The sequence below is a fragment of the Aeromonas sp. S9(2024) genome (assembly GCF_041403185.1).
GTDB lineage: Bacteria > Pseudomonadota > Gammaproteobacteria > Enterobacterales > Aeromonadaceae > Aeromonas > Aeromonas enteropelogenes.
Genome location: NZ_JBGLRE010000016.1, coordinates 14,621 through 38,127 on the forward strand (window position 1 = coordinate 14,621; position 23,507 = coordinate 38,127).

Annotated in this window: 28 protein-coding genes; 19 read left to right on the forward strand and 9 right to left on the reverse strand. The window is 59.9% G+C overall.

Features of this window, described 5'->3' with window-relative positions; all coding sequences use genetic code 11:
* The first annotated feature begins 144 nt into the window (after positions 1-144).
* Positions 145-1,002: a Tim44 domain-containing protein gene (locus tag ACB028_RS19510; RefSeq protein WP_371144988.1), complete on the forward strand. Its 858-nt coding sequence runs from the start codon at positions 145-147 to the stop codon at positions 1,000-1,002.
* A gap of 183 nt (positions 1,003-1,185) precedes the next feature.
* On the opposite strand, the gene ushA is transcribed toward ACB028_RS19510, so the two are convergent.
* Positions 1,186-2,910, reverse strand: coding sequence for a bifunctional UDP-sugar hydrolase/5'-nucleotidase UshA (gene ushA / locus ACB028_RS19515; RefSeq protein ID WP_371144989.1), 1,725 nt, complete (start codon positions 2,908-2,910; stop codon positions 1,186-1,188).
* A 267-nt stretch (positions 2,911-3,177) separates the two neighbouring features.
* On the opposite strand from ushA, the gene ACB028_RS19520 reads away from it, so the two are divergent.
* The 3 genes from ACB028_RS19520 (at position 3,178) to ACB028_RS19530 (ending at position 4,950) form a co-directional block, all read left to right on the forward strand.
* The gene (locus tag ACB028_RS19520; protein WP_371144990.1) at positions 3,178-3,522 is read left to right on the forward strand and encodes a DUF2956 domain-containing protein; all 345 of its coding nucleotides are present in this window, start codon (positions 3,178-3,180) and stop codon (positions 3,520-3,522) included.
* A 113-nt stretch (positions 3,523-3,635) separates the two neighbouring features.
* On the forward strand, positions 3,636-3,971 hold the full coding sequence (locus ACB028_RS19525; protein WP_026457698.1) for a hypothetical protein: 336 nt from the start codon (positions 3,636-3,638) through the stop codon (positions 3,969-3,971).
* A gap of 109 nt (positions 3,972-4,080) precedes the next feature.
* Positions 4,081-4,950, forward strand: a complete 870-nt coding sequence (locus ACB028_RS19530) for a tetratricopeptide repeat protein (RefSeq protein ID WP_371144991.1) — start codon at positions 4,081-4,083, stop codon at positions 4,948-4,950.
* Positions 4,951-4,982: 32 nt separating this feature from the next.
* Here ACB028_RS19530 and ACB028_RS19535 read toward each other — a convergent pair whose 3' ends face one another.
* Positions 4,983-6,389 carry a sigma-54-dependent transcriptional regulator gene (locus ACB028_RS19535; protein WP_371144992.1) on the reverse strand — a complete coding sequence of 469 codons (1,407 nt, stop codon included), beginning with the start codon at positions 6,387-6,389 and terminating at the stop codon, positions 4,983-4,985.
* 149 nt (positions 6,390-6,538) lie between these two features.
* Positions 6,539-7,336 carry an FKBP-type peptidyl-prolyl cis-trans isomerase gene (gene fkpA, locus ACB028_RS19540; protein WP_026457833.1) on the reverse strand — a complete coding sequence of 266 codons (798 nt, stop codon included), beginning with the start codon at positions 7,334-7,336 and terminating at the stop codon, positions 6,539-6,541.
* 118 nt (positions 7,337-7,454) lie between these two features.
* Between fkpA and ACB028_RS19545 the strand changes: the two genes are divergently transcribed.
* A complete protein-coding gene (locus ACB028_RS19545; RefSeq protein WP_342011119.1) occupies positions 7,455-8,423 on the forward strand; it encodes a hypothetical protein in 969 nt (322 codons plus the stop codon).
* Positions 8,424-8,437: 14 nt separating this feature from the next.
* Complete coding sequence (locus ACB028_RS19550; protein WP_042027198.1) at positions 8,438-8,653, forward strand: SlyX family protein; 216 nt, start codon at positions 8,438-8,440, stop codon at positions 8,651-8,653.
* 75 nt (positions 8,654-8,728) lie between these two features.
* On the opposite strand, the gene slyD is transcribed toward ACB028_RS19550, so the two are convergent.
* Together slyD and ACB028_RS19560 are read right to left on the reverse strand one after the other, a co-directional pair.
* Positions 8,729-9,406 carry a peptidylprolyl isomerase gene (slyD, locus tag ACB028_RS19555; RefSeq protein WP_061475664.1) on the reverse strand — a complete coding sequence of 226 codons (678 nt, stop codon included), beginning with the start codon at positions 9,404-9,406 and terminating at the stop codon, positions 8,729-8,731.
* 141 nt (positions 9,407-9,547) lie between these two features.
* Positions 9,548-9,751 carry a YheV family putative zinc ribbon protein gene (locus ACB028_RS19560; protein WP_026458669.1) on the reverse strand — a complete coding sequence of 68 codons (204 nt, stop codon included), beginning with the start codon at positions 9,749-9,751 and terminating at the stop codon, positions 9,548-9,550.
* A 39-nt stretch (positions 9,752-9,790) separates the two neighbouring features.
* Between ACB028_RS19560 and ACB028_RS19565 the strand changes: the two genes are divergently transcribed.
* The 6 genes from ACB028_RS19565 (at position 9,791) to ACB028_RS19590 (ending at position 14,379) form a co-directional block, all read left to right on the forward strand.
* The gene (locus ACB028_RS19565; protein ID WP_371144993.1) at positions 9,791-10,450 is read left to right on the forward strand and encodes a hypothetical protein; all 660 of its coding nucleotides are present in this window, start codon (positions 9,791-9,793) and stop codon (positions 10,448-10,450) included.
* Between the two features lie 148 nt (positions 10,451-10,598).
* Positions 10,599-11,498: a chemotaxis protein gene (locus ACB028_RS19570; RefSeq protein ID WP_223380017.1), complete on the forward strand. Its 900-nt coding sequence runs from the start codon at positions 10,599-10,601 to the stop codon at positions 11,496-11,498.
* Positions 11,499-11,551: 53 nt separating this feature from the next.
* Positions 11,552-12,538 carry a hydrolase gene (locus tag ACB028_RS19575; protein WP_371144994.1) on the forward strand — a complete coding sequence of 329 codons (987 nt, stop codon included), beginning with the start codon at positions 11,552-11,554 and terminating at the stop codon, positions 12,536-12,538.
* Between the two features lie 145 nt (positions 12,539-12,683).
* Positions 12,684-12,908, forward strand: coding sequence for a YheU family protein (locus ACB028_RS19580; RefSeq protein ID WP_042072725.1), 225 nt, complete (start codon positions 12,684-12,686; stop codon positions 12,906-12,908).
* A 52-nt stretch (positions 12,909-12,960) separates the two neighbouring features.
* Complete coding sequence (locus ACB028_RS19585) at positions 12,961-13,830, forward strand: phosphoribulokinase (protein ID WP_026456725.1); 870 nt, start codon at positions 12,961-12,963, stop codon at positions 13,828-13,830.
* Positions 13,831-13,845: 15 nt separating this feature from the next.
* Complete coding sequence (locus ACB028_RS19590; protein WP_225634608.1) at positions 13,846-14,379, forward strand: DUF4136 domain-containing protein; 534 nt, start codon at positions 13,846-13,848, stop codon at positions 14,377-14,379.
* 116 nt (positions 14,380-14,495) lie between these two features.
* Here the strand turns inward: ACB028_RS19590 and ACB028_RS19595 are convergent, their stop codons facing one another.
* Both ACB028_RS19595 and ACB028_RS19600 read right to left on the reverse strand, forming a co-directional pair.
* Positions 14,496-14,792, reverse strand: a complete 297-nt coding sequence (locus tag ACB028_RS19595) for an MliC family protein (RefSeq protein WP_026456727.1) — start codon at positions 14,790-14,792, stop codon at positions 14,496-14,498.
* 49 nt (positions 14,793-14,841) lie between these two features.
* Entirely contained in the window at positions 14,842-15,246 is a 405-nt protein-coding gene (locus ACB028_RS19600; protein ID WP_042028365.1) for an OsmC family protein, read from the reverse strand.
* Between the two features lie 326 nt (positions 15,247-15,572).
* Here ACB028_RS19600 and crp point away from each other — a divergent pair, with 326 nt between their 5' ends.
* The 4 genes from crp to ACB028_RS19620 all read left to right on the forward strand — a co-directional run bounded on the left by crp (position 15,573) and on the right by ACB028_RS19620 (position 19,400).
* Positions 15,573-16,211: a cAMP-activated global transcriptional regulator CRP gene (gene crp, locus ACB028_RS19605; RefSeq protein ID WP_005335304.1), complete on the forward strand. Its 639-nt coding sequence runs from the start codon at positions 15,573-15,575 to the stop codon at positions 16,209-16,211.
* Positions 16,212-16,326: 115 nt separating this feature from the next.
* Positions 16,327-17,127: a putative RNA methyltransferase gene (locus ACB028_RS19610; RefSeq protein WP_201983307.1), complete on the forward strand. Its 801-nt coding sequence runs from the start codon at positions 16,327-16,329 to the stop codon at positions 17,125-17,127.
* 368 nt (positions 17,128-17,495) lie between these two features.
* Positions 17,496-18,590 (forward strand): porin, encoded by a 1,095-nt coding sequence (locus ACB028_RS19615; RefSeq protein WP_042028363.1) that lies wholly within the window; start codon positions 17,496-17,498, stop codon positions 18,588-18,590.
* A 177-nt stretch (positions 18,591-18,767) separates the two neighbouring features.
* Positions 18,768-19,400, forward strand: a complete 633-nt coding sequence (locus tag ACB028_RS19620) for a murein L,D-transpeptidase catalytic domain family protein (RefSeq protein WP_342011114.1) — start codon at positions 18,768-18,770, stop codon at positions 19,398-19,400.
* A 55-nt stretch (positions 19,401-19,455) separates the two neighbouring features.
* On the opposite strand, the gene ACB028_RS19625 is transcribed toward ACB028_RS19620, so the two are convergent.
* Complete coding sequence (locus tag ACB028_RS19625) at positions 19,456-19,887, reverse strand: universal stress protein (RefSeq protein ID WP_026457772.1); 432 nt, start codon at positions 19,885-19,887, stop codon at positions 19,456-19,458.
* A 174-nt stretch (positions 19,888-20,061) separates the two neighbouring features.
* Here ACB028_RS19625 and ACB028_RS19630 point away from each other — a divergent pair, with 174 nt between their 5' ends.
* On the forward strand, positions 20,062-20,823 hold the full coding sequence (locus ACB028_RS19630) for a hypothetical protein (RefSeq protein ID WP_371144995.1): 762 nt from the start codon (positions 20,062-20,064) through the stop codon (positions 20,821-20,823).
* A gap of 25 nt (positions 20,824-20,848) precedes the next feature.
* Here the strand turns inward: ACB028_RS19630 and ACB028_RS19635 are convergent, their stop codons facing one another.
* The gene (locus ACB028_RS19635; RefSeq protein ID WP_371145015.1) at positions 20,849-21,301 is read right to left on the reverse strand and encodes an RNA methyltransferase; all 453 of its coding nucleotides are present in this window, start codon (positions 21,299-21,301) and stop codon (positions 20,849-20,851) included.
* Between the two features lie 204 nt (positions 21,302-21,505).
* Here ACB028_RS19635 and ACB028_RS19640 point away from each other — a divergent pair, with 204 nt between their 5' ends.
* Both ACB028_RS19640 and ACB028_RS19645 read left to right on the forward strand, forming a co-directional pair.
* Entirely contained in the window at positions 21,506-22,597 is a 1,092-nt protein-coding gene (locus tag ACB028_RS19640; RefSeq protein WP_371144996.1) for a PfkB family carbohydrate kinase, read from the forward strand.
* Positions 22,591-23,499, forward strand: coding sequence for a pseudouridine-5'-phosphate glycosidase (locus ACB028_RS19645; protein ID WP_371144997.1), 909 nt, complete (start codon positions 22,591-22,593; stop codon positions 23,497-23,499). Before ACB028_RS19640 ends, ACB028_RS19645 begins: the two co-directional genes overlap by 7 nt.
* Positions 23,500-23,507 lie beyond the last annotated feature (8 nt).

Below are 23,507 nucleotides of genomic sequence, written 5' to 3' on the forward strand. Positions count from 1 at the left end.
TCGTTCATGAATAATTCATGCCAAAGGTGATATTGATGAATACAAGCTGCGACACATTTAGGGACAGGCAGCCTGCCATGCGTCTTGCTGAGCTAGCCAACGCGGAGCATGCCCCACCCACAGACGAGAGTGAAAAGAGTCAAAATGAAAAAGATGCTGACCCTGTTTGCCGTGATCCTGGCCATTGGCCTGGGGGCACCTCATGCCGAGGCCAAGAAGTTTGGCGGCAGCAAATCCTTTGGTAAAAGTTACAAAACTGCGCCGGCCCAGCCTGCGGCCAAACCGGTCGACAACAAGAATCCGACACTAAACGCCCAGACTCCGCCGAAGAAGAGCGGCATGATGGGGGGTCTGCTGGGCGGCCTGCTGGCCGGCGGTCTGTTTGCCTACCTGCTGGGCAGCGGTGCCTTTGAAGGCATGCAGGGCATGGACTTCCTGCTGATCGCCCTGCTGGCCCTGGGTGCTGTGTTCCTTTTCCGCGCCCTGCGCAAAGGCAAGATGGCGGCGCCACAGCAGCAACAGGCGGCCTACGCTGGATATCAGGCTCCGCAGGCTGCCCCGCAGCAGTTCGAGCAGAGCCACAGCGCGCCGCAAGCCACCGGCTTTGCCGACAGCGATGTGCCGTTCCGCCTGCCGCCCGGCTTTGACATGAACGGCTTCCTGGCCGGTGCCCGTGACCACTACCGCACCCTGCAAGAGGCCTGGAACAAGAACGATCTGGAGAAGATCCGCGAGTACGTGAGCCCGGAGCTGTTCGAGCAGCTCAAGGTCGAGCGTGCCGAGCTGACCGGTGAGCAGCACACCGAGGTGATGTATGTGGATACCCAGCTGGTGCGTGCTGACTACGGCAGCGACTGGGCCCAGGTGAGCGTACGCTTTAGCGGTCGCTACATGGATCGCCAGGAGCAGGTCGAGGCAGACATCAAGGAGGTGTGGCACCTGGAGCGCGATCTGGCCAAGAACAATGCCCCCTGGCATATCGTCGGGATCGAGCAGCTGTAAGGCATCACTGCCCGTCAGCGCAAACCGGCATCAAGAGGCGACCCTGGGGTCGCCTTTTTTATTGCTCTCTATCCCCCGGGACGCGGCCTGACACGAAAGGCGCAGACCCAACCATAACAAAGGGCAGCCACTGGCTGCCCTTTGTGCGTAACGGCGATGACTCTGCCTCGGGGTTTACGTCGATCAGTTGCAACCGTCAGTAGAGGTGGAGTTCAGGTAGCTCACCTCACCGGCAGGCTGATAGTCAGCCACATTGATGGTCTTCTTGATCTCGATGTACTCCTTCAGCACGGCCGCGTCCACCAGCCCGGCATTGATGGTGTCGATCTTGGGATAGCCATCGCCACCGGCGGCGCTGAAGCTCGGGATGGCGAAGCTGTAGGTCGCCGCCGGATCGAATGCCTTGCCACCAATGCTGGTGATGTTCACGCTCTTGGCCTGGCAATCCACCGCCATGTTGATGCCGCCAAACTGGGCATAACCGCCGGTATTGCGAGTCTTGGTGGCAACCTGTCCAAGGTAGCTGGCCAGCTCACTGCCATTCATGACGGCCTTGTTGACCGTGTTGCCGAACGGGTGCACCAGCAGCACGCTGCGATAGGTGATATCGCCAGCCGGGATGCTGTCCCGCACACCGCCGGAATTGACGATACCGAAGTCGGTGGCCAACTTGCTGGAGGTGGCGGTCGTGATCAGGCGTCCCAGATTGGTCTGCATGTTGCGCACGCTGGCGCGATCGCCGACCAGCAGGCCATCGCTGGAACCGATCACCACGCTCAGCTCCTGCTGGCCCTTCTCCTGATAGCCAAGCAGGGTGTTGTAGAGTTCGGGATCCTTGGTGATCTCGTCCTGAACGAACTGCATCTTGGCCGGATCCTTGGTGGCGGCGCCGGTCGCGTCGATGGGATCCCCCTTGGCATTGCGCTTGACGAGGTTGACCGGGATCAGCTCATAGCTGGTGAGGGTCAGCTTGCCATTCTGGTAGTCAAACTGGGCACGACCCACATACTTGCCCCACTCGTGGGCCTGCATGATCCAGGTACCGTTCTGCTGATCCGGCAGGCAGTCATCACCCGGTTTGAAGTCGGCATACTTGTTCGCCGTCCCCGGCTCCATGCAGACCGGGTTCTGGGAGTGGCCACCAATGATGGCATCCAGGGTACCTGCCGGCAGGGCGCGGGCCATCTCCACATCACCCGGGGCATTGCTGCCATGCTGGCCATCGGCATAGTGGCCCATGTGGGTGATGGCGAAGACCAGATTGGCCTGTTTACTATTACGGATCTTTTTGCCCAGTTTGGCCGCTTCGGTGGTGGGATCACGAAACTCCAGGGTCTTGACGTTGTTGGGATCGACCAGTTGGGCGGTGTCTTCCGTGGTCAGGCCGATCACCGCGACCTTGAGGCCGTTATCCAGCCTGAACACCTTGTAGGGGTCGAAGTAATGCTTGCCGCTGGCCTTGTCATAGATGTTGGCCGACAGCATGGGGAACCGGGCCCACTCACGCTGCTTCTCCAGCACATTGAGGGGGTTGTCGAACTCGTGGTTGCCCACCGCCATGGCGTCGTAGCGAATGCTGTTCATCGCGACGAAATCGGGCTCGGCATCCTGCAGATCCGACTCGGGCACCCCTGTGTTGACGTCACCTCCGGAGAGCACCAGCACCTCGCTACCCGCGTCTTTGGCTTCGGCGCGCAGTTGCTCGACCAGGGTCTTCTGGGCCGCCATGCCATATTCGTTCTCGGCGTTGTGCCAGAAACGGCCATGGGTGTCGTTGGTGTGCAAAACAGTCAGCTTGCAGACATTTTCAGTGCAGGGGGCAACGATGTCATTGCCAGAGGAATTACAGCCAGTCAGGGCAGCCAGCACGGCCAGCGCCACGGTGCCCCTGATGAAGTTCTTATTCATATCCATATCACCTTGATTATGTTGTTATTTATGACCCAATCCGGCGGGTCGGGCGCCAATATAACAAACAACAGATGACGATTTTTCATCAATGACTCACAAAATGCGTTAATTGTGATCCTTGGCTCAACATCCGGATTCCCACCATTTTTTCGTCTCTTTTTATGAGTGGTCGCGCAAAATTCGGTGCCGGGGGATAGCAAGCCGCTTCTTGCCACACCTTTGTGGCATACTCTCCCACCCCATCGGAGCCCGAGGAAAGAGTTGATGGCAAAATACGACAAGATTTCCCCAGAAACCCAGCAGGAGGCGATGAAGATTGCCCGTGCCAACCAGAAGCCGGGGCAGACCAAGGAGCAGACCCAGCTGATCGCCCAAGGGATCCAGAAGGGCATAGATGAATACAAGAAGCAGATGAAGGCGCGAGCCCGCGAAGCCAATCGCCAGAAGAAGCAGCAGGCCAAAGCCAGACAACAGCAGAGTGAAAACCAGCTCGATGAACAGGACGAGTCGATCGAACTGGTGGAAGTGACCCGCCAGCATCCCCTGCCCTGGGCGCTGCTGATATTGAGCTGGCTGGGCTTCGCCGCAGCCTGGCTCTGGCTGCGCTGACCCAGGCGCTGCAAACCTTTGCCTGGGATCTTCTTCACAGCCCTGGCCCATATGGCTGGTCATCGCCGCCCCGGGCTGATTAAATCCCGCCACTCGTTTTCAGGACATCTGCTATGAACCCGGCTCCGCTCTACCTGCTCGCCCCCTTCGTGCTGTTTCTCGTCACCATGCTGCTCTATCGCATCTCGCCACTGCGGGCGGTGGCCAGCGGCAATGTGCGCTGGTTTATTCTACCCGCCTTCACCCTGTTCATCCTGCTCATCGTGATCAATGGCGCGGCCGATCCGGCCCTGCGCAATCCAGCCTTCCACTGGTTGATGCCGGGCCTGGGATTTGCGCTCAGCCTGTTTCCGGCCCTGCCCAAGGCGCTGGTGCCCCGGCTTGCCATCAAGGAGGGAGCCTTCGCCGCTCTGGGCCTGATGCTGATGAGCCTGGCCATGGTCTACTGAGAGAGCGGCTGTGACGACATAACCCAAGGGGCGCTCTGTGACGGGCGCCCCTTGTACAAACAATGGCCGGCAGGCATCTTGGTGACAGGATCGCCAGCAAGGAGGCCGAATGGACAATCCGCCCGATTTCATGGCGCTGTGGGATTATCAGGATCCCGCCGCCAGTGCCCTGCGTTTTCATGCTCTGCTGCCCGAGGCGCGCGCCGCCGCCGACCTGCAGTATGAACTGGAGCTGCTCACCCAGATAGCCCGCACCCATTCGCTGCAACGCCAGTTTGCCGAGGCGCACCAGCTGCTCGACGAGATAGAACCCCGCCTCACTGATGCCACCCCGCGGGCGCGCCTTTGCGTCCTGCTGGAGCGAGGTCGCAGCTTCAACTCCGCCGGCGACAAGGCCAGTGCCAGGACGATGTTTGAACAGGCCTGGCAACAGGGGCTGAAACACAAGGAGCTTTATCTGGCCATTGATGCGGCCCACATGGTGGCCATCGCCGCCCCGCTGGAGGAGCAGAGCCGCTGGCATCAGCTGGCGATGGAGCTGGCGGAGCGCAGCCAGGATGAGCGGGTGCGCGGCTGGCTCGCCCCCCTCTACAACAATCAGGGCTGGACCCTGTTCGAACTGGGCCGTTTGGAAGAGGCCCGCCTGTGTCAGCAAAAATGCCTGGCCTGGCACGAGCAGCATAACAACTCGGCCAAGGCCTTTATCGCCCGCTGGAGCCTGGCCCGCCTGAGCCGGGCCCAGGGGCTGCACGAACAGGCGCAGGCCGAGCTCACGCAGTTGCAGGCCGACATGGCTGCCACTGGCGCCCCCGAGGATGGCTATGTATTCGAAGAGCTGGGGGAGAATGCGCTGGCGCTGGACGATCCGGCGGCGGCCGAATATTTCGCCCGCGCCTGGTTTTTGCTGTCGCGCGATGAGTGGTTCAAGCGCCAGGAGGGGGAGCGGCTCGCCCGTCTCAAGCGGCTCGCCAAGCTTTGACAACGCAGGGGCGGCCTGGCGCCGCCCCCGATTCAGGCGAGGTTGGCCTCTTCCCACCCCTGCTTCTTGCGATAGATGGTCGAGGGGCTGATCTCCAGCAGTGCCGCGGCCTTGGGAATGTTGCCGTCACAGCTGGCGATGGCCTGCTCTATCACCTCTTTTTCCACCAGCCAGAGCGGGCGGATCGGCCCATGGGCAGGCCGCTCCGGCGCGCTGGCCACAGCAAGCTGGGCCACAGGGGCCGCCCCATTAAGGGAACGTCCGCCATTGAGCGGGGGCGGCAAAATATCCTGGCTCACCTGATCCTTGTCGTTCAGCACCACTATGTTGCGCACCACGTTCTGCAGCTCGCGCACGTTGCCGGGCCAGGGGTAGTCGAGCAGTACCCGCGCCGCCTGGGCATCGAAATCCTTGAAGCGCTTGTTCTCTTCCTTGGCGTAGCTCTGCAGCAGGCTGCGAGCCAGCAGCAGGATGTCCTCCCCCCGCTCGCGCAGCGGTGGCAGGTAGAGGGGGATGACGTGCAACCGGTAGTAGAGATCCTCGCGAAAACGCCCCGCCTTCACCTCCACCAGCGGATCCCGGTTGGTGGCACAGACGAAGCGCACATCCACCGTCTCCAGCTTGCTGCTGCCGACGCGCTGTAGGGTACCGGTCTGGATGAAACGCAAGAGCTTGCTCTGCAGGTCGAGATCCATCTCGCAGAGCTCGTCCAGAAACAGGGTGCCGCCATCCGCGAGACTCGCAGCCCCCTTGCGATCCCCCTGGGCGCCGGTGAAGGAGCCCTTCACGTGGCCGAAGATCTCGCTCTCCATCAGATCGTGGGGGATAGCGGCGCAGTTGAGAGCAATGAAGGGCTGATCGCGGCGAGGGCTACACTGGTGAATCGCCTCGGCACACACCTCCTTGCCGGTACCGCTCTCTCCTGTGATGAACACGGTGGCCTTGCTTGGGGCCGCGCTCTCTATGATGCGATAGACAGCCTGCATCGGCATGGAAGCACCGATGAAGCCGGCGAAGGAGTGACGATCGAAGTTTTCCCGGTACTGGGCCACCAGCGAGCTCAGTTGCTGGTGTTTCAGGGCGTTGCGCGCCGTGGCGCACAGCCGCTTGCTGTCAAAAGGTTTGGTCAGGAAGTCAAAGGCGCCGAGGCGCATCGCCTCTACCGCCACGTCCACCGAACCATGGGCGGTGATCACCACCACGGCGCAGGGCAGCTGCTGTTCGGTGATCTGCTGCAGAATGTCCATGCCGGACATGTCCGGCAGCTCCAGATCGAGCAGCACCACGGGCGGGGGGCTCGCCATCAGCTGGTCCAGCGCCTGCTGGCCACAATCGGCCAACAGTACCTCATAACCATCCTGACGCAGGTACTGCTCATAGACGACCGCCAGACTCCGGGTATCTTCCACCAACAGCACACGCGGTTTGTTTTCAGCCACAGGATTCATCCTTGTCATTGATTGTGCGCTTTTATTTTGCAACCTTTCTCGGGCAAACCCAAGGTGACGCCCCTCCAGTTATCCCGCGGATCCCGAAGAGACACAAGAAAAAACGGCTCCCTAAGGAGCCGTTTTTGCGCAAGATGAACTTACTTTTTAGCGTCGTCAGCCGCCGGCTTCTCGATGTCCAGCAGTTCGACGTCAAACACCAGCACGGCATTGGCCGGGATGGTGCCTGCACCGTGCTCGCCATAGGCCAGCTTGGACGGCAGGAAGAACTTGAACTTGGAGCCAACCGGCATCAGTTGTACCCCTTCGGTCCAGCCCGGGATCACCTGGTTCAGCGGGAAGGTCGCCGGCTCGCCGCGATCGACGGAGCTGTCAAACTTGGTGCCATCGGTCAGGGTGCCGGTGTAGTGCACCTTGACGATATCGGTGGCCTTCGGCTTGGCGCCTGTGCCCATCTTCTCGACCTGATACTGCAGGCCGGATTCAGTGGTCTTCACGCCCTCTTTCTTGGCATTGTCAGCCAGGAAGGCTTCGCCCTTCTTCAGGTTCTCAACGGCATCTTTCTCGGCCTTGGCCTTGGTCAGCTCGTTGATCTTGGCGTCGTACTGCTGCAGAACCTTCTGGATCTCTTCATCGGTCATCTTGGCGTCTTTGCCCAGACCGTCAGTCACCCCTTTCAGGATCACGGCGTTGTCCAGCTTGATGCCGAGCTCTTGTTGACGCTCCAGGGTATTGGCGATGTAACGACCCATGGAGAGGCCAATCGCATAACCGGATTGCTCTTCAAAGCTCTTGGCTTCAGCCTTGGTCGCCTCTGCAGGCTTGCTGGCCTCTGCCTTCACCTCGGCGGTATTGGCCGCCGGCTTCTCGTCTTGGCAAGCAGTCAGACCCACGGCAACCGCCGCAGCCAACAGGGACACCTTCAGAAATTTATTCATCAGTTTCTCCAAACTTCAAATACCGCTCTCGGTTCCATCGTGAAATGAGAGGTTTATCGTGACAAGCGCCTTATACTAACGCCGTGATTGCAGGTAACAACAGCGTGAGACCGCAAAAATGTTAAAAAGTGCTATTTATCTGGTAAGCCTCTGCCTGATGCTGACTGGCTGCGAGCAAAGCGCCCGGCCAGACCAGCAAATTACCCTCGCCAGCACAGGCCTGCTGACCGCCGATCTCTCCAGCGATGGCAAGCAAGCCATCGTCTCCAGCTTGAGTCAGGGTATCGTGGTATGGGACCTTGAGCAAAACCGCCAACGCTGGCGCTGGACGCAATCAGACGCACCGGACAACCTGGTGTTCATTACCCGTTTTGCCGAAGGCAACGAGCACGCCGTCACCGCAACGTCAAATACCTTCGCCATCTGGGCCCTCCAGAATGGGCATTCGCAAGGCTACTACTCCCTTCCTGAATCCAGGCTGAGGGACATCGCCCTGTCGGCAAATGGCCGTCAGGTACTGATCGGTCGGGAAGATGGCAAGGCAGAGGTGGTCGACACCCAGAGCGGGCGCCGCCTGCAATTCCTGGGGCATACCGAGCAGATCAATACGGTGGATCTCTCCGCCAATGGCCGCTATGCCCTGACCGGTGGCAACGACTACAGCGCCTATCTGTGGGATACCCAGAGTGGCCAGGTAGTGTGGCGTTTCAACCACGGCGGCCGGGTGGTGATGGCCAGACTGGAGCCCAGCGGCCGCTACGCCTTCACCGCTGACAGCCGTCAGGCCAGCATCTGGGATCTGAAAACAGGTAAAGAGGTGAGCCGGCTGCAGTTTGATCACCGTTTCGAGGTGTACAGCAGCGCCCGCTTCGCCAACGACGGCAAATGGCTCATTACTGGCGCCCCGTCCCGTCAGCTCTCCCTGTGGCGGGTGAGCGATGGTACCTTGCTGCAGAGCTGGCGCGTCGCCCCCTATCCCAAGGCAAAACCGCCCAGCGCTGTGGTCTACGGCGTGGCTTTGCGCGACAATAGCCACCTTGTCAGCGCCAGCTCCAGTGGTCTGGCCGAAATCTGGACAATCAAGTAAGGACCCGAAGGCCCATGAGTCAGCAAGTAAACGATCGCATCGAAACCCTGGAAACCCGTCTTGCCTATGCGGAATACACCATAGAGCTGCTCAACGACGAGGTCACCACCCAGGGGCGCGAGCTGGATCGGCTCAAGCATCAGATCCAGCTGCTGGTGGACAAGCTCAAGAGCGTGCAGCCGAGCCAGATTGCCAGCATGTCCGAAGAGACGCCCCCCCCTCACTACTGATCCGGTAACGCCTATCACCAGTTCATAAAAAAACCCGCGTGGGCGCGGGTTTTTTTATCTCGGGTCGAACCCGGATCAGTGGTGATGGCCCTTGCCACCGCAACCGCCGCCACCGCAGCAGCCGCCGTGACCATGGTCGTCACCGTGATCATGGCCGTGGTCGTGACCGTGGCCAGCACCGCCGCAGCAACCACCATGACCATGCTCTTCTTCATGATGGTGATGACCACCACCACAGCAGCCACCGTGATCGTGGTCATGATCATGACCATGATCGTGGCCGCAACCACCGGCACCGTGAACGTGACCGTGAGCCAGCTCTTCGGCGGTGGCGGCACGCACGTCTTTGATCTCGACCTTGAAGCCCAAGGTCACGCCAGCCAGCGGATGGTTGCCATCCACCTTGACGAAGGACTCGGACACTTCAACCACGGTCACCGGGCGGTGGCCGTCATCGGTCTCGGCCACGAAAGTATCCCCTTCGGAGACTTCCATACCGTCGAACAGCTCGCCCGGCACTTCCTGCACCAGAGACTCGTCATATTCGCCGTAGGCCTGGCTCGGGGTCAGGGTCACTTCGAAGGCGTCACCTACCGCGCGACCTTCCAGCTCGGCTTCGAGGCCGGAAACCAGATAGCGGGTACCGTGCAGATATACCAGCGGCTCTTTGCCGACAGTGCTGTCGATGACTTCACCGTGCTCGTCGGTGACTGTGTATTCCAGCGTAACCACGCTCAGAGGAGCTACTTTCATGTCAGGATCCTGCGGATAGAAAAAAACGGGCTCAGAATACCCTAAAAAGCGGGCCACGCCTATGGCGGACCCTGCCAGCGGGTGTTGAAAAAAGCGACAACGGGAGCGAAGTGACGCACCTCACCCAATCCCGTTACCCCGTCAGGGGCGGAATACCCCGATCACCTCTTCGGCCTCCCGGGTCATCTGATCGACCTCGGCCGGCGTCTGCACCTGGGTATCGCCGCAGGAGACGCAGGTCACCTTCTCGACTCCATGCTCCAGATACAGCATCATGTTGTCCATCTTGCCGCACGCCGGGCAGACTGCACCGGCAATGAAGCGCTTTTTACGTCTGGTTTCCATTTTTGTTACCTCCAGGCAGCATCATATCAGGGTTTTTACATGCATCACGCCATCGAGTACCACCATTTTTCCAGCCAGGGCCTGCAAGCCGGTCATCGCAAACGTACCCCGGTCGGGCAGTTGTTGCGGATAACCAGAGGAGCCGCGCTGCTAAGACTCGGTCAGCATGAGCTGTTGCTCCCGGCCGGCCGCTGTTTCTGGCTCTGTGCCGATGCCCTGGCCGCCTTCAGCCCGCTGGCAGATTGCGATTACGACCTGCTGAGCGTCTCTCTGCGAGTGCCACAACCCGGGCAGGCCGGCTGGCTGCAAGCCTCGCCGCTGCTCGATGCCCTGCTCGATTCGCTGGCGCAATGGCAGCGGCCACAGGATTGGCAGGGGGCCTATGGCCACCGGCTGCAGGTCATTCTCGATGAGGTGCAGCAGTGCCCCATCAGTCAGCAGGGGAATGAAACCCTGCAAGCGGACTGGCAGGCCATCGCCAGCGGCCATCCCGATGCGCTGCAAACGTGGGCCGAGCGGGCCGATGCGCCAGTCCCGGGCGATGCCCTGCAACAGCAGTGGCAACTGCTGCAGGCCCTCAGACTGCTCAAGGGAGGCAGCAAGGCAGCTCAGGTTGCCGGCAAACTGGGTTATCCCGATGAAGCGGCGCTGCAACAGGCTTGTCAGCGCTGGGGCGTGACACCGGGCGAGGGGCAATAAGCGCCCTCCCCCGCCAGCGAAGAAAAACGGCCAGGCGAGTCCAGTTTTTTGGCCGCCGGTCGTTAACAAGAGAGGATCATCCCCCCTCTTATCCTTTATGCTGGAACCATAAGTGACGGCCAACGTTTCGACCAACAGGACATCTGCCATGACGAGCAAAGCCAATCAATCCCAGGGCATGTTGCTGTTTCATCTCTCAGCCAACCAATCCTTCGCCATCGGCACCCTCAAGGTAAAGGAGATAGTGCCCTATACCCAGCTGACCGCGCTGCCCCAGTCCCACCCGACCGTGCTGGGGGCAGCCAATATGCGTGGCACCACCATTCCGGTGATCGACATGGCCATGGCGGTGGGATATCGCCCCATCCAACGGGAAGAGATACAACACTGTTTCATCATCATCACCGATTGTCGCCGTACCCTGGTGGGCTTTCTGGTGCGCGGCATCGACAAGATCACCGAGTGCAACTGGCGCGATATCGCCCCGCCGCCTGCCGCCCTCGGTCACAACGTCTTCGTGACCGGAGTGACCCGGGTCAACGGCCAGCTGATCCAGCTGCTGGACGTGGAGCTGATCCTGTCACGGGTCTACCCTGACGATCCCAGCCACCTCTATCCGGTGCTGACCGACGTGCAGCGGGAGCGGATCAAGCCGATGCGGATCCTGCTGGTGGATGACTCCTCCGTCGCCCGCCGCCAGCTGATGGCGGCACTCGATTACATCAATATCCCCTACGAGGTCTGCACCAATGGCAAGGATGCGCTGACCCTGATGCAGGAGAGAGCTGGCCAGCAGACCCCCATCGATATCCTGGTGAGCGATATCGAGATGCCGGGGCTCGATGGTTATGAGCTCGCCTTCGAAGTGCAGAGCGACAGCAAGCTGGCGGGTGCCTACATCATCCTGCACACCTCCCTCTCCAGCGAGATCAGCGTGGAGCGGGCCCATCAGGTGGGGGCTCACGAAGCGCTGACCAAGTTCGAGGCCAACGAGCTGATCCAGGCCATGCTGCGCGGTGCCGAGCACCACGACCGCCTGCAGCACTGACCACAGAGGCGGGGAGGACACTTCCCGCCATTACAACCGGAACCGACAGACCCATGTTGACCGAGAGTCACTTTCAGGCCCCTTGGTGGGCCCGCAACCCCCATCTGCAAACCATATTGCCAAAATGGCTGCGCCGGACCCCGGCCCGCTTCGTGGCCGAGCGGTTTGAACTGACGGACGGGGATTTCGTCGACCTCGCCTGGAGCGGGGAAATGGCCCAGGATGCCCAGCCGCTGGTGGTGGTGTTCCATGGCCTGGAGGGAAGCATTCACTCCCACTACGCCAAGGGATTGTTTGGCCACCTGCAGCAGGAAGGGAGAGAGGCGGTGCTGATGCACTTTCGGGGTTGCAGCGGCGAGCCCAATCGCCACCTGCAGGCCTATCACTCGGGGGCCATCGGCGATGCGCAGGAAGTGATTGCCGAGCTGAGCCGACGCTTTCCGAGCAAGCCCTTGATCGCCATCGGCTTTTCGCTGGGCGGCAACATGCTGGTCAATCTGCTGGCTCGCGCCTGTCCGGCGGCACTGACAGCGGCCGTGGTGATTTCGGCCCCCCTGCAGCTGGAAAGCTGTGCCAACCGGGTCAACCAGGGCTTCTCCAAGGTCTATCAGAACTATCTGCTGCGCACCATGCGCCGCAACCTGTTAAACAAGATCCACCAGCAACAGAAAGCGGGCGAGCGCTGGCAACCACAGCAGGTGCGAAGCATTGCCACCCTGCGCGACTTTGACGAGCAGGTCACCGCCCCGCTCCATGGCTTCACCAACGCCGGCCACTACTACCAGAGCTGCTCCGGTCTGCCCCTGCTGCGACAGATCCCGATCCCGACGCTGATCATCCACGCCGCCGACGATCCCTTCATGTCGCAGGCAGTGATCCCGCGCCCCGAACAGCTCAACCCCATGGTGCGCTATGAGCTCAGCCAACGTGGCGGCCATGTGGGATTCCTGCACGGCACACCCTGGCGACCCAGATTCTGGCTGGATGAGCGGATCAGCCGCTGGATAACCGAGCAAGCACGGGCCACCACCCAGAACTGACACATCTCGGCATCTTGCCCGGCTGCACATTCTGAGCCATCGCCAGGTGACACTTAAGTGCCTGCGGGGCGTAAAAAGGAGTTGCACTCGGGCAAGCGGGCATAACAATGACCCGACAGCCCTTTTTTTGTTGTGAGACTTACCGATGATCATCCCCTGGCAAGAGCTGGATAGCGAAACCCTGACCAATCTCATCGAACATTTTGTACTGCAGGAAGGCACCGAATATGGCGAGCAGGATGTGCCCCTCGCCCGCAAGGTCGAGACCGTCAAAGCCCAGTTGCAGCAAGGCTCCGCCGTCATCGTCTACAGCGAGTTGCACGAGTCGGTCAACATAGTGCCCAAGGATCGCTTCATCGAGTCGGCTTGACCGGGCACGAAGCCTGCCTTTATAACGGAACTCCCAAGGAAGAGAACATTCTATGTCGGCCAAGCATCCCATTATTGCGGTTACCGGTTCGTCCGGAGCCGGCACCTCCACCTCCACCATCGCCTTTCGTTCCATGTTTCATCAACTGGGTTACAACGCGGCCGTGGTGGAGGGGGACAGTTTTCATCGCTACACCCGACCGGAGATGGATGTGGCGATCCGCAAGGCGCGCGAACAGGGGCGCCATATCAGCTATTTCGGCCCGGAAGCCAACGACTTCGGCCTGCTGGAGTCGTTTTTCCAGGAGTACGGCCAGCAAGGCAGCGGCCAGTATCGCCGTTATCTGCACAGCTTCGACGAGGCGGTCCCCTTCAACCAGATGCCGGGTACCTTCACCCCCTGGCAGCATCTGCCGAGCGAGACCGATCTGTTGTTTTATGAGGGGTTGCACGGCGGCGTGGTCACCGACGAGCACAACGTGGCCCGCCACGTGGACCTGCTCATCGGCGTGGTGCCCATCGTCAACCTGGAGTGGATCCAGAAGCTCATCCGCGACACTTCGGAGCGCGGGCACTCCCGCGAGGCGGTGACCGACTCCATCGTCCGTTCCATGGATGACTACATCAACTTCATCACCCCCCAGTTCTCACGCACCCACATCAACTTCCAGCGGGTGCCGACGGTGGACACCTCCAACCCCTTCAGTGCCAAGGTGATCCCGAGTCTGGACGAGAGTATGCTGGTGATACGGTTTCGTGGCATCAAGCAGGTGGATTTCCCCTACCTGCTGTCGATGATCGATGGCTCTTTCATGTCACGCATGAATACCATCGTCGTACCGGGCGGCAAGATGGGTTTTGCGATGGAGCTGATCCTGCGTCCCCTCATCCAGCAACTGATCGAAACCGGCAAGATCACCTGAGCCAAGGAGTTTATGATGCGGTTAGCGTTTATCTCTGTGGGATTGGCGGCCCTGCTGGGTGGCTGCAGCACGGGTCCGGCTGCGCCGACCGTCGAGGCGGGCACCATGGTGGTTCGGCCGGCCAGTGACTGGCCATTCGGCGCGACACCGCGCTACGCCCTGGCCGAACAGTACCAGTTTGCCGGGGCCCATGCCGAAGGGTGGCTCGATCCCCTGCAGCAGGCGGTCAGCCAGCAGCTCAATGGCAAAGGGTGGCAGAGCGTGCCCCTCGATGAGGCGGATCTCTGGGTCGCCATCGGCGTTGCGGGTGAAAAAGATGTCAGCGATGGCCAGATCTTCGCACGCCTTGGCATGACGCCGGGATTGCAGACCAAGGCCGGTGAGCGCAAAGGCACCCTGGCCATCGTACTGCTCGATCGGCGCACCCAGCAGGCCGTCTGGAGCAGCGCCATCTCCCTGGCCAGCGATGTCGCCATTGCCGATAGCCAGCGCCAACAACTGAGCCAGCAGTTGGCCGCCGAACTGCTCTCCTCGGTGCCCGGCCACTGACCCGGGTTCGGCACAGATGCAAAAGGGCGGCTTGTCTCTGGCAAGCCGCCCTTTTTTGACTCCGATATCACCACGACATCGGCAACAGACTCAGGTCATGGAACGAGACCTTATGCTTACTGCAGGGTGCAGGTCAGCTGGGTGACATTCTTCTGTACCAACGTGGCCTGTTTGTCCTGCTTCATGAAAGTGGTCACACTGTCCGAGTATTTCTCGCCTGATTGTGACTCCACCCGATCCAGCTTGTAATAGAGCCCACCATAGGGGAATTGCACCATGTCAGCCTGGGGATCATAGGTGACGGCCAGCATCACCTCCCCGCACTGGTACTGGCTGTACTGGTACTGGGTAGGTTGCGGGCTGCTGCACGCCGCCAGACCCAACAGAGGAAGCAGAACGATCATTTTTTTCATTGCACTTTCCTTATGTCGTGGCGTTATCAACGAAACAACGCTCGGGTTATCAGGCTTCAAGAATTTGATAACTGTGAGTAATTTGTACCGCTTTTTCCAACATCAGGGAAACGGAACAGTATTTTTCCATCGACAGGTCCACCGCACGAGCCACCTGCTTTTCGGCCAGCTCCTTGCCGGTGACGACAAAGTGCAGGTGGATCTTTTCAAAAACCCGTGGCACCGAATCCGCCCGCTCGCCGGCCAGTTCCACATGGCAAGCGGTCACAGACTGACGCGCCTTCTCCAGGATGGAGACCACGTCGATGGAGCTGCAACCACCGACCGCCAGCAGGATCATCTCCATCGGGCTTGCCCCTTCACCAGGGTTTGCACCATCCAGCACCACCTTGTGGCCGGACTCGCTCTCCCCTGTAAATTTCATGCCCTCTACCCAGCTGACCTTGGCTTTCATCTCACGCATCCTCATATTGTCATTATGCTCATGATGTCCATAGCATACCCCACTCCCCCTCCGTTCGGCACCCTTGTGCCCATACCGACGCCGTAACGGATGAGTTGGAATGGAAATAGATCAAAATCAACATATCCCCCGCTCATCTTCCCTAGAATGACGCGAACGGCGCAGCAGGCATGACTCCAAGGGATCCTCAAAAGCCCGCAAAGCCTTGTCAGCACAGACAAAGGCTCTTATCCTACTGCGACCACTACAAGGAATGGCAAGGTTGGCAGCTTGCCCGGACGCACAAGTCCATAAAAAGACACTACAGAGGAATTCTCATGGTTATTGGCAAACCGCAAAGCGATCCCACCCTGGAATGGTTCTTGTCGCACTGCCACATTCATAAGTATCCCGCCAAGAGCACCCTGATCCACGCGGGTGAAAAAGCGGAAACCCTCTACTACATCGTCAAGGGCACTGTGGCCGTCTTGATCAAGGACGATGAGGGCAAAGAGATGATCCTCTCCTACCTGAACCAGGGCGACTTCCTGGGCGAGATGGGGATGTTCGAGGAGAACGAGAATCCTGAGCGTTCCGCTTGGGTTCGTGCCAAGGGCTCCTGCGAAGTCGCAGAGATCTCCTACAAGAAGTTCCGCCAGCTGATCCAGGTCAACCCGGATATCCTGATGCGCCTCTCCGGCCAGATGGCCAAGCGTTTGCAACATACCAGCCAGAAAGTCGGCAACCTCGCCTTCCTGGATGTGACCGGCCGGATCGCCCAGACCCTGCTCAACCTGGCCAAACAGCCGGATGCCATGACCCACCCGGATGGCATGCAAATCAAGATCACCCGTCAGGAGATCGGACAGATCGTCGGCTGCTCCCGCGAAACCGTCGGCCGCATCCTCAAGATGCTGGAAGAGCAGGAGCTCATCTCCGCCCACGGCAAGACTATCGTGGTGTTCGGCACCCGCTGATCGACCCGATACCGGCTACCGGATAAAAAAGGCTGCCACGGCAGCCTTTTTCGATCCGCTCCCCTATAATCCCGAACGCCCTTCCCCTTTCATGGCATCAGCCAGGAGAGTTTTTATGCATCTTCAATGTCCCCGTTGCCGCAGCCCCCTGCATCTTCACGAAGCCTCTCGTGGGGTCTACTGCGCCAACAAGCACCACTTCGATCCTGCACCGGAAGGCTATCTGGATCTCATTCCCGGCAAGAAGAATCCCAAGGACAGCGACAGCCGCGCCCTGATGCGTGCCAAGCGCCATTTTCTGGAACAGGGACACCAGTTGCCACTCATCGAGGCGATGGCTGCCCTGCTCGCCCCACTCGGTGCCCATGAGCTGATCCACCTCGGCTGCGGCGAAGGCTACTACTGCCGCGCACTGGCCGAGCGGCTGCCCGGCTGGCAATTTGGCGGCGTCGATATCGCCAAGAACACCATCTTCGCCGCCAGCAAGGCCCAGCCGGAGGGCCAGTTCGTCATCGCCGATCCGGTCCGCGCGCCCCTGCAGCCCGGCACTGCCCAGGTATTGCTGGTCAACGATCTCAAGGTCAAGACGGAGCAACTGGTCAGCTGGCTGGCACCGGGCGGTTATCTGCTCTATCTGCAACCCGGACCTCGCCACCAGTGGCAGCTGAGAGTCAGTCTCAATCCGGTGAGCATGGAACATCCCCTGAGCTGGCCATCCCTCGCCGGCCTCGAGCTGGTGGGGCAGGATCGTTGCCAGTTCGCCATGACCATGGATCAGGCCCTGCGCACCTTTATTCTGGAAACCAGTCGCCTCGGCTGGCGAGCCAACGGCGAACAACGTCACGCCTTCACCCATCAGGGGCCGGATCTGCTGGAGCAGGATCTGTTGCTCACCCTGTGGCAAAAACCCTGCTGATCTTCCCGGGGGGGCGCTCCATTCGCCCCTCTGTTTTTCCCCCACCTCCCTGTTTTGCCGCGATCTCCTGTGTGATCGGCCTCACAACCTGCCACTTCCGGCTTACGGGATACTATTGGCTCACATCCACATCCCTGCTCACTCATCCTCACCAATTAACTCATTGAATAAAATTAAGTTAATTTTTTATGCTACTTTTTTAATCGCAAGAAATTAACTGTCGTAGCGGATGCCCCAAGGTTAATTAAGCATTGATGCATTCAGCGCCAGTCAAGGTTTCGACTCCTACCTTGTGGGTATCGGAGCCCCTCCGATCCAATAGAACCGAGAAACAGGTTCGGAAGTCTTATTACAGAGGAATAAGCATTATGAAAAAGTCTGCACTGACTCTTGCCATCTCCAGCCTGTTGCTGGCCGGTGGTGCCAATGCCGCAACCGTATACAACCAGAACGACACCAAACTGGACATCGGTGGTCGTGCTCAGGGCATGTACTACGGTACTGATGACGACAGTTCCGAAGGCGACGCCAGCTACTTCCGTGTAAACATGAGCGGTGAAACCAAGATTGCCCCGGAAATGAAGGCTTTCGGTTTTGTCGAGTACAACCTGCCTACCTCCGGTTCTGACAACGATGAACTGCGTTATGCCTACGCCGGCATCAAGCACGATCGTTTCGGTGCCTTCAGCTACGGCCGTCAGGACGGTCTGTTCCGCATCGTTAACGACTACACCGACGTACTGCCCGAATGGGGTGGTGACGGCCTGGGCAAAGGCACCGAAGTATTCGGTACCGGTCGTACCAACGGTCTGGCCCAGTACCTGTACACCTACAACGGTCTGACCCTGGGTGCCCAGTTCACCGGCAACAATGATCCGCAGAACTCCGGTCGTTCCGACAGCATCGGCTACGATGGCGGTGTGTGGAACAAGAAAGGCTCCGCTGAAGGCTTCGCCGTAGCGGCCTCCTACGATTTCGATATGGGTCTGGGTCTGTCTGCTGCCTACAACCAGGCTGGCAAGACTGACGAGCAGGCTCGTTACGCCACCTTCGGCGGCAATGACGATGCCAAGTTGATGGGTGTCGGCGTCAAGTACGCAACCGGCGACCTCTACCTGGCAGCTACCTATGCCCACGGTGAAGACTACATGTTCATCGGCAATGGCTATAACGGCTACGCCGAGAAGCATGACGGTTACGAAGCCGTTGCCCAGTACACCATCGGCAAGTTCAAGCCGTCTCTGGCTTACCTGCGCACCGACGTGAAAGATGATGCACGCGGTATCGATGACACCTACACCGAGTACGTTTCCATCGGTGCCTGGTACTACTTCACCGACAACTTCAACGCCTATGTTGATTACAAGCTGAACCTGCTGGACGAAGAGAACGGTTCCAGCACCAGCAAGCTGGGCCAGAACACCGACGACATCGTCGCTGTTGCCCTGCAATACAACTTCTAAGCAATTGGAAGTGTGTTACCCCCTGTGAAAGCAATGCCTATTGTATGAATTTCTTTCCGGCCGCTCTGCGGCCGGTTTTTTTATTGCGCCCTTTCAATACCTTGCATATAACTATCGAGCGGATAACGGACTATCTGCGAAAGCTTGGACGGCCGGGAATAGCGAGGTAATTCACGGATGAGAGAATACGCCCGACACAGACACTGGCTGGCGTGGCTGCTGTTGCCACTGCTGCTGGTCGCCATCAGCCTGGACAACCAGGCCCATGCAAGCTGGGATCAGACGCTCTACCGCCAGCTGGGACTGGCAGGCAAGCTGGACAGGGAGACGTTTCGCAAGGCACTTTACGGTTACCAGAGCGTACGCCACAAGCAAAAACCCATCCTTACCATCATCGATTACAGCAAACCATCCAACCTGCGCCGCCTGTTTGTCATCGATATGAAGCGGCACAAACTGCTCTATCACACCTGGGTCAGCCATGGCCGCAACTCCGGCGAGCTGGCCGCCCGTCAATTCTCCAATCAGCCCAATTCCCTGAAAAGCTCCCTCGGGGTCTACCGTACCGCGGAAACCTATCAGGGCAAGCATGGCTACTCGTTGCGCCTCGATGGCCTGACCCCGGCCCTCAATGGCAATGCCCGCAAACGGGCCATCGTAGTGCATGGCGCGGCCTACGCCAGCCCTTCCCATCTGCGCAAGCACAACAAATTGGGTCGCAGCTGGGGATGCCCCGCCCTGCCCAAGGAGCAGGCCAGAGCTATCATTGACGCTATCAAGGGGGGGAGCGTCATCTACGCCCATGGTTGAGGCAACAAAAAGGGCCGGCAAACGCCGGCCCTGATCATCCCATCAGCGCGACGCCCTATTTGCGCACCACCAGCACGGGGCAAGGGGCATGACGCACCACGGATTCAGCCACGCTGCCTACCAGCAGATGGGTGATCCCCGAGCGGCCATGGCTACCCATGACGATCAAATCCACCTCATCCTCTTTTGCCTGGATGACGATCTCGTCTGCCGCACGGCCAAAACGGATATCGAAGGTCGCGGGAATGGGCAGCGTCGCTATCAGTTCCTTGAGCTGGGTTCTGGCCTGACGCTCCATCTCATGGGTGATCTCGATGGCCGTCATGTGCAGGATCTTGTAGCTGTCGAAGCCGTGCAGTTGATCGACCACGTGGATCAGTTTGAGCTGGGCCTGATGGGTCTGGGCCATAAAGACGGCGTAGTCGAGTACCGCTTGAGACATGTGGGAAAAATCGACGGGGCAGAGCAGCGTCTTGATCGATGACATAAGCAGTCTCCTCTTCTGTTGTTGGGTCACTATTGAATCTTTAACCCCATCATAACAACTACTTGAAAAAGAACCCTCGACCCTGTCGCAAAATGAGCATCCGAGTTTTTCTGCGCATAGCCGCTACCCATACCTTGGTATAAAGTAAAGGCTCAGCATGACTCGCTTGTCACCATGGAGCCTGTTCTGACTCTACTGCGTATCGGTTTTCTGTTGCTCTGTTGCCTGTGCGCCTCTTTTGGCAGCCGCGCAGCGTCACTTCATGTCTATTGCGATGACTGGCCCGGCTTCTGCCAAGCGGATGGCAAGGGGGTCTATCTCGAGCTGGTGCGCACCATCTACCAACCCCATGGTTACCGGGTAATCCACCATATTGTGCCCTACAAGCGCTCCCTTGCATTGATCGCCAAAAAAGGGGGGGACATGGCGATGGGGGTCTATCTTGACGAAGTGCGCGGAGTGCGGCAGCCATATTTTCCCGCCTCTGCCGATGATCTGACGGTGATCATGCTCAAGCAGTGGCAACCCCAGTGGCGGGGAGAATCCAGCCTGCTGGGGCAGCATGTGTTATGGCGACGGGGCTGGGCGCTGGACAAATACATCCCGGTCACCATGAAGTGGCACGAGATAGACAGTGACGAGGTGGCCCTGCAGCTGTTGAACAAGGGGCGCTATCGCTACTTCCTGACGGCCGGAGTGCTCTATCCCGACGCTGAACTCCCCACCGGTCTGTACCGGACCTTTCTGCGCTGGATCCCCACCTACCCCATTTTTTCCGATACCGCAGAGGGGGCGAAGCTGCAGCGGATCTGGGATCAAGACATGGCCTCCCTGATCCGTCAGGGCACGCTGGCCGATATCTATCGCCACAACCATCTCTATGACTACTATCAGGGATTCATCAAGGAGCTGGAAAAGCAGGCCGCTCCCCGATGACATCAAGGCGAAACACGGTTATCCCCTAGTCAGCCCTGTGCTGCTTGGCCAGGCGGTCATAGAGGATCACGTTGACCGATGCAGCCAGATTCATGCAACCCCGGGTCGGCACATACACCACATCCCTGACCACACCATAGAGGGCGGGATCCAGGGTGCCATCCTCGGGTCCGAAGATATAGAAAGCCCGCTCGGGATGCTGGTATTCCGGAAGCGGCGTGGCCCCCTCGATAAGATCCACCACCACGGGCACATACCCCTCGGGGATAAAGGCCAGCAGATCATCGACCCCCAGTAGCGGGATCTTGTCCACCATCTGCTTGGTATCGGTGGCAAACCGGCGCGCCAGCTCAAAGCGATGGCCGGTGTAGTAGACCTCATCCACCCCGTAGCAACCCGCCGCCCGCATCACAGAGCCCACATTTTCCGGTGACTTGGGATTGACCAGCCCCACACAGCAGAACGAACGTTTCACCATCATCTCTTCTCCTCTTTGCGGCCGGCATTATAAGCAGCAATGGCGCACCCGACCCGCAAAAAGTGCGCCTTCCGACCGCGTCGGCAACGCCCGCTAACCCAATGACGATTTTTTGTGCGCTCACCGACACTTTCCACATGCCGCAATGGCGCGAAAAGAGCGAATGGAAATAATAGACAAACGTTTGTAAATGGATATTTGTCTATGACGGAGCGTGAACAAGAGATCCTCGCCCTGCTGCGCCAGGACCCCATGATCCCCCAGCAGGAGCTGGCAGATCGCCTCGGCATCAGCCGCTCGGCGCTGGCCAGCCATATCTCCAGCCTGATCCGCCAGGGATATGTGCAGGGTAGAGGCTATGTGCTGCGGGAAGGCCCTTACGTGGTGGTGGTCGGCGGTGCCAACATGGATATCTGCGGCACCAGCCATGGCCAGCTGCTCATCGGCGACTCCAACCCAGGCAAGGTGCGTACCTCAGCCGGCGGCGTGGGGCGCAATATCGCCGAAAACCTGGCCAGGCTCGGCACCGATACCCGGCTGCTGACCGCGGTGGGCAACGATCAATATGGCCATCACCTACTTGAGGTGAGCCAGAAGGCGGGGGTCGACGTGCGCCAGATCCAGGTACTGGACGGCCATGCCACCTCCTGCTATCTCAGCCTGCACGAAGGCAGTGGCGAGATGAGCTGCGCCATCAATGACATGGCGATCATCGATCAGCTCACCCCCGCAAGGCTCACCCCCCTGGCCGGTTTTCTTGCCGGCGCCCGCCTCTGGGTACTGGATACTAACCTGGCCATCCACACCCTCGACTGGCTGTTCGAGCGCCAGGGGGAGCACGCCATCTTCGTCGATACCGTCTCGGTGGCCAAGGTGGAGAAAATTCGCCCCTGGCTCGACCGGATCCACACTCTCAAACCCAATCGCAGCGAGGCGGAGAAGCTGTGCGGCATGACCATCGCCGGACCCGAGACCTGGTCCATGGCCGCCGCCTGGTTCCACCGTGCCGGGGTGCAGCGGCTGTTTCTGAGCCTGGGGGATCAGGGGATCTTCTACAGCGACGGTGAGCAGCAGGGCCATCTGCCGGTACTCGGCAGCCCGGTGCTCAATGTCACCGGCGGTGGAGATGCCTTCATGGCAGGGCTGGCCCACGCCTGGCTGCAGGGGCACGACATCGCCAGCACGGCCCGCTTCGCCCTGGGCTGCGCCGCCCTCACCGTCAATTGTTCCGATACCGTTTATTCCGGTCTCTCCAAGACCGCCGTTGACCGCATACTGGAGGAGTACTCATGCTGAACGCATACCTTGATATCCAGCCGGAAATCGCCGCTGCCCTGGCCGCAGGCAAACCTGTCGTGGCCCTCGAATCCACCATCATATCCCACGGCATGCCCTATCCACAGAACGTAGAGACGGCCCGCCGGGTCGAGCAGGTGGTACGCGACAACGGCGCCGTGCCGGCCACCATCGCCATCATGGATGGTCGCCTCAAGGTGGGACTGGATGGGGAAGCCCTGGAGGCGCTGGGTCGCGCCGGCCACGCCGTCACCAAATGCAGCCGACGCGATATTCCCTTCGTGCTGGCACGCAAGGGGATGGGGGCCACCACGGTCGCCTCGACCATGATCATCGCCGCCATGGCGGGGATCCGGGTGTTTGCCACCGGTGGCATCGGCGGGGTGCATCGCGGCGCGCCCGAGACCTTCGACATCTCGGCGGATCTGCAGGAGCTGGCGCAAACGCCGGTCGCCGTCGTCTGCGCCGGTGCCAAGTCGATTCTCGACATCGGCCTGACCCTGGAGTATCTGGAGACGCAAGGGGTGCCCGTCATCGGCTACCAGAGCGAGGAGCTGCCCGCCTTCTACACCCGCGAAAGCGGCTTCAAGGTGGATTACCGGCTCGATACTCCGGCGGCCATTGCCGAGGCGCTGCGTCTGAAATGGGAGCTGGGGCTGGCTGGTGGCGCCGTGGTGGCCAACCCCATTCCGGCCGAGCATGCCATGCCCAGGGCCGACATAGATGCGGCTATCGCTCAGGCTCTGGGTGAGGCGGAGGAGCAGGGGATCAAGGGCAAGGCCTCGACCCCCTTCCTGCTGGCCCGGGTCTGCGAACTGACCGGCGGCAATTCGCTCTCGGCCAACATCCAGCTGGTGCTCAGCAACGCCGCCCTGGGGGCGCGCATCGCCGCCGCCCTGTAAATCAGGCT

Excerpts from the sequence above, each read along its gene's own strand:
- ACB028_RS19510 (WP_371144988.1), top strand. The coding sequence starts at position 145 with ATGAAAAAGATGCTGACCCTGTTTGCCGTGATCCTGGCCATTGGCCTG.
- ushA (WP_371144989.1), bottom strand. The coding sequence starts at position 2,910 with ATGAATAAGAACTTCATCAGGGGCACCGTGGCGCTGGCCGTGCTGGCT.
- ACB028_RS19520 (WP_371144990.1), top strand. The coding sequence starts at position 3,178 with ATGGCAAAATACGACAAGATTTCCCCAGAAACCCAGCAGGAGGCGATG.
- ACB028_RS19525 (WP_026457698.1), top strand. The coding sequence starts at position 3,636 with ATGAACCCGGCTCCGCTCTACCTGCTCGCCCCCTTCGTGCTGTTTCTC.
- ACB028_RS19530 (WP_371144991.1), top strand. The coding sequence starts at position 4,081 with ATGGACAATCCGCCCGATTTCATGGCGCTGTGGGATTATCAGGATCCC.
- fkpA (WP_026457833.1), bottom strand. The coding sequence starts at position 7,336 with ATGAATAAATTTCTGAAGGTGTCCCTGTTGGCTGCGGCGGTTGCCGTG.
- ACB028_RS19545 (WP_342011119.1), top strand. The coding sequence starts at position 7,455 with ATGTTAAAAAGTGCTATTTATCTGGTAAGCCTCTGCCTGATGCTGACT.
- ACB028_RS19550 (WP_042027198.1), top strand. The coding sequence starts at position 8,438 with ATGAGTCAGCAAGTAAACGATCGCATCGAAACCCTGGAAACCCGTCTT.
- slyD (WP_061475664.1), bottom strand. The coding sequence starts at position 9,406 with ATGAAAGTAGCTCCTCTGAGCGTGGTTACGCTGGAATACACAGTCACC.
- ACB028_RS19560 (WP_026458669.1), bottom strand. The coding sequence starts at position 9,751 with ATGGAAACCAGACGTAAAAAGCGCTTCATTGCCGGTGCAGTCTGCCCG.
- ACB028_RS19565 (WP_371144993.1), top strand. The coding sequence starts at position 9,791 with ATGCATCACGCCATCGAGTACCACCATTTTTCCAGCCAGGGCCTGCAA.
- ACB028_RS19570 (WP_223380017.1), top strand. The coding sequence starts at position 10,599 with ATGACGAGCAAAGCCAATCAATCCCAGGGCATGTTGCTGTTTCATCTC.
- ACB028_RS19575 (WP_371144994.1), top strand. The coding sequence starts at position 11,552 with ATGTTGACCGAGAGTCACTTTCAGGCCCCTTGGTGGGCCCGCAACCCC.
- ACB028_RS19580 (WP_042072725.1), top strand. The coding sequence starts at position 12,684 with ATGATCATCCCCTGGCAAGAGCTGGATAGCGAAACCCTGACCAATCTC.
- ACB028_RS19585 (WP_026456725.1), top strand. The coding sequence starts at position 12,961 with ATGTCGGCCAAGCATCCCATTATTGCGGTTACCGGTTCGTCCGGAGCC.
- ACB028_RS19590 (WP_225634608.1), top strand. The coding sequence starts at position 13,846 with ATGCGGTTAGCGTTTATCTCTGTGGGATTGGCGGCCCTGCTGGGTGGC.
- ACB028_RS19595 (WP_026456727.1), bottom strand. The coding sequence starts at position 14,792 with ATGAAAAAAATGATCGTTCTGCTTCCTCTGTTGGGTCTGGCGGCGTGC.
- ACB028_RS19600 (WP_042028365.1), bottom strand. The coding sequence starts at position 15,246 with ATGAAAGCCAAGGTCAGCTGGGTAGAGGGCATGAAATTTACAGGGGAG.
- crp (WP_005335304.1), top strand. The coding sequence starts at position 15,573 with ATGGTTATTGGCAAACCGCAAAGCGATCCCACCCTGGAATGGTTCTTG.
- ACB028_RS19610 (WP_201983307.1), top strand. The coding sequence starts at position 16,327 with ATGCATCTTCAATGTCCCCGTTGCCGCAGCCCCCTGCATCTTCACGAA.
- ACB028_RS19615 (WP_042028363.1), top strand. The coding sequence starts at position 17,496 with ATGAAAAAGTCTGCACTGACTCTTGCCATCTCCAGCCTGTTGCTGGCC.
- ACB028_RS19620 (WP_342011114.1), top strand. The coding sequence starts at position 18,768 with ATGAGAGAATACGCCCGACACAGACACTGGCTGGCGTGGCTGCTGTTG.
- ACB028_RS19625 (WP_026457772.1), bottom strand. The coding sequence starts at position 19,887 with ATGTCATCGATCAAGACGCTGCTCTGCCCCGTCGATTTTTCCCACATG.
- ACB028_RS19630 (WP_371144995.1), top strand. The coding sequence starts at position 20,062 with ATGGAGCCTGTTCTGACTCTACTGCGTATCGGTTTTCTGTTGCTCTGT.
- ACB028_RS19635 (WP_371145015.1), bottom strand. The coding sequence starts at position 21,301 with ATGGTGAAACGTTCGTTCTGCTGTGTGGGGCTGGTCAATCCCAAGTCA.
- ACB028_RS19640 (WP_371144996.1), top strand. The coding sequence starts at position 21,506 with ATGACGGAGCGTGAACAAGAGATCCTCGCCCTGCTGCGCCAGGACCCC.
- ACB028_RS19645 (WP_371144997.1), top strand. The coding sequence starts at position 22,591 with ATGCTGAACGCATACCTTGATATCCAGCCGGAAATCGCCGCTGCCCTG.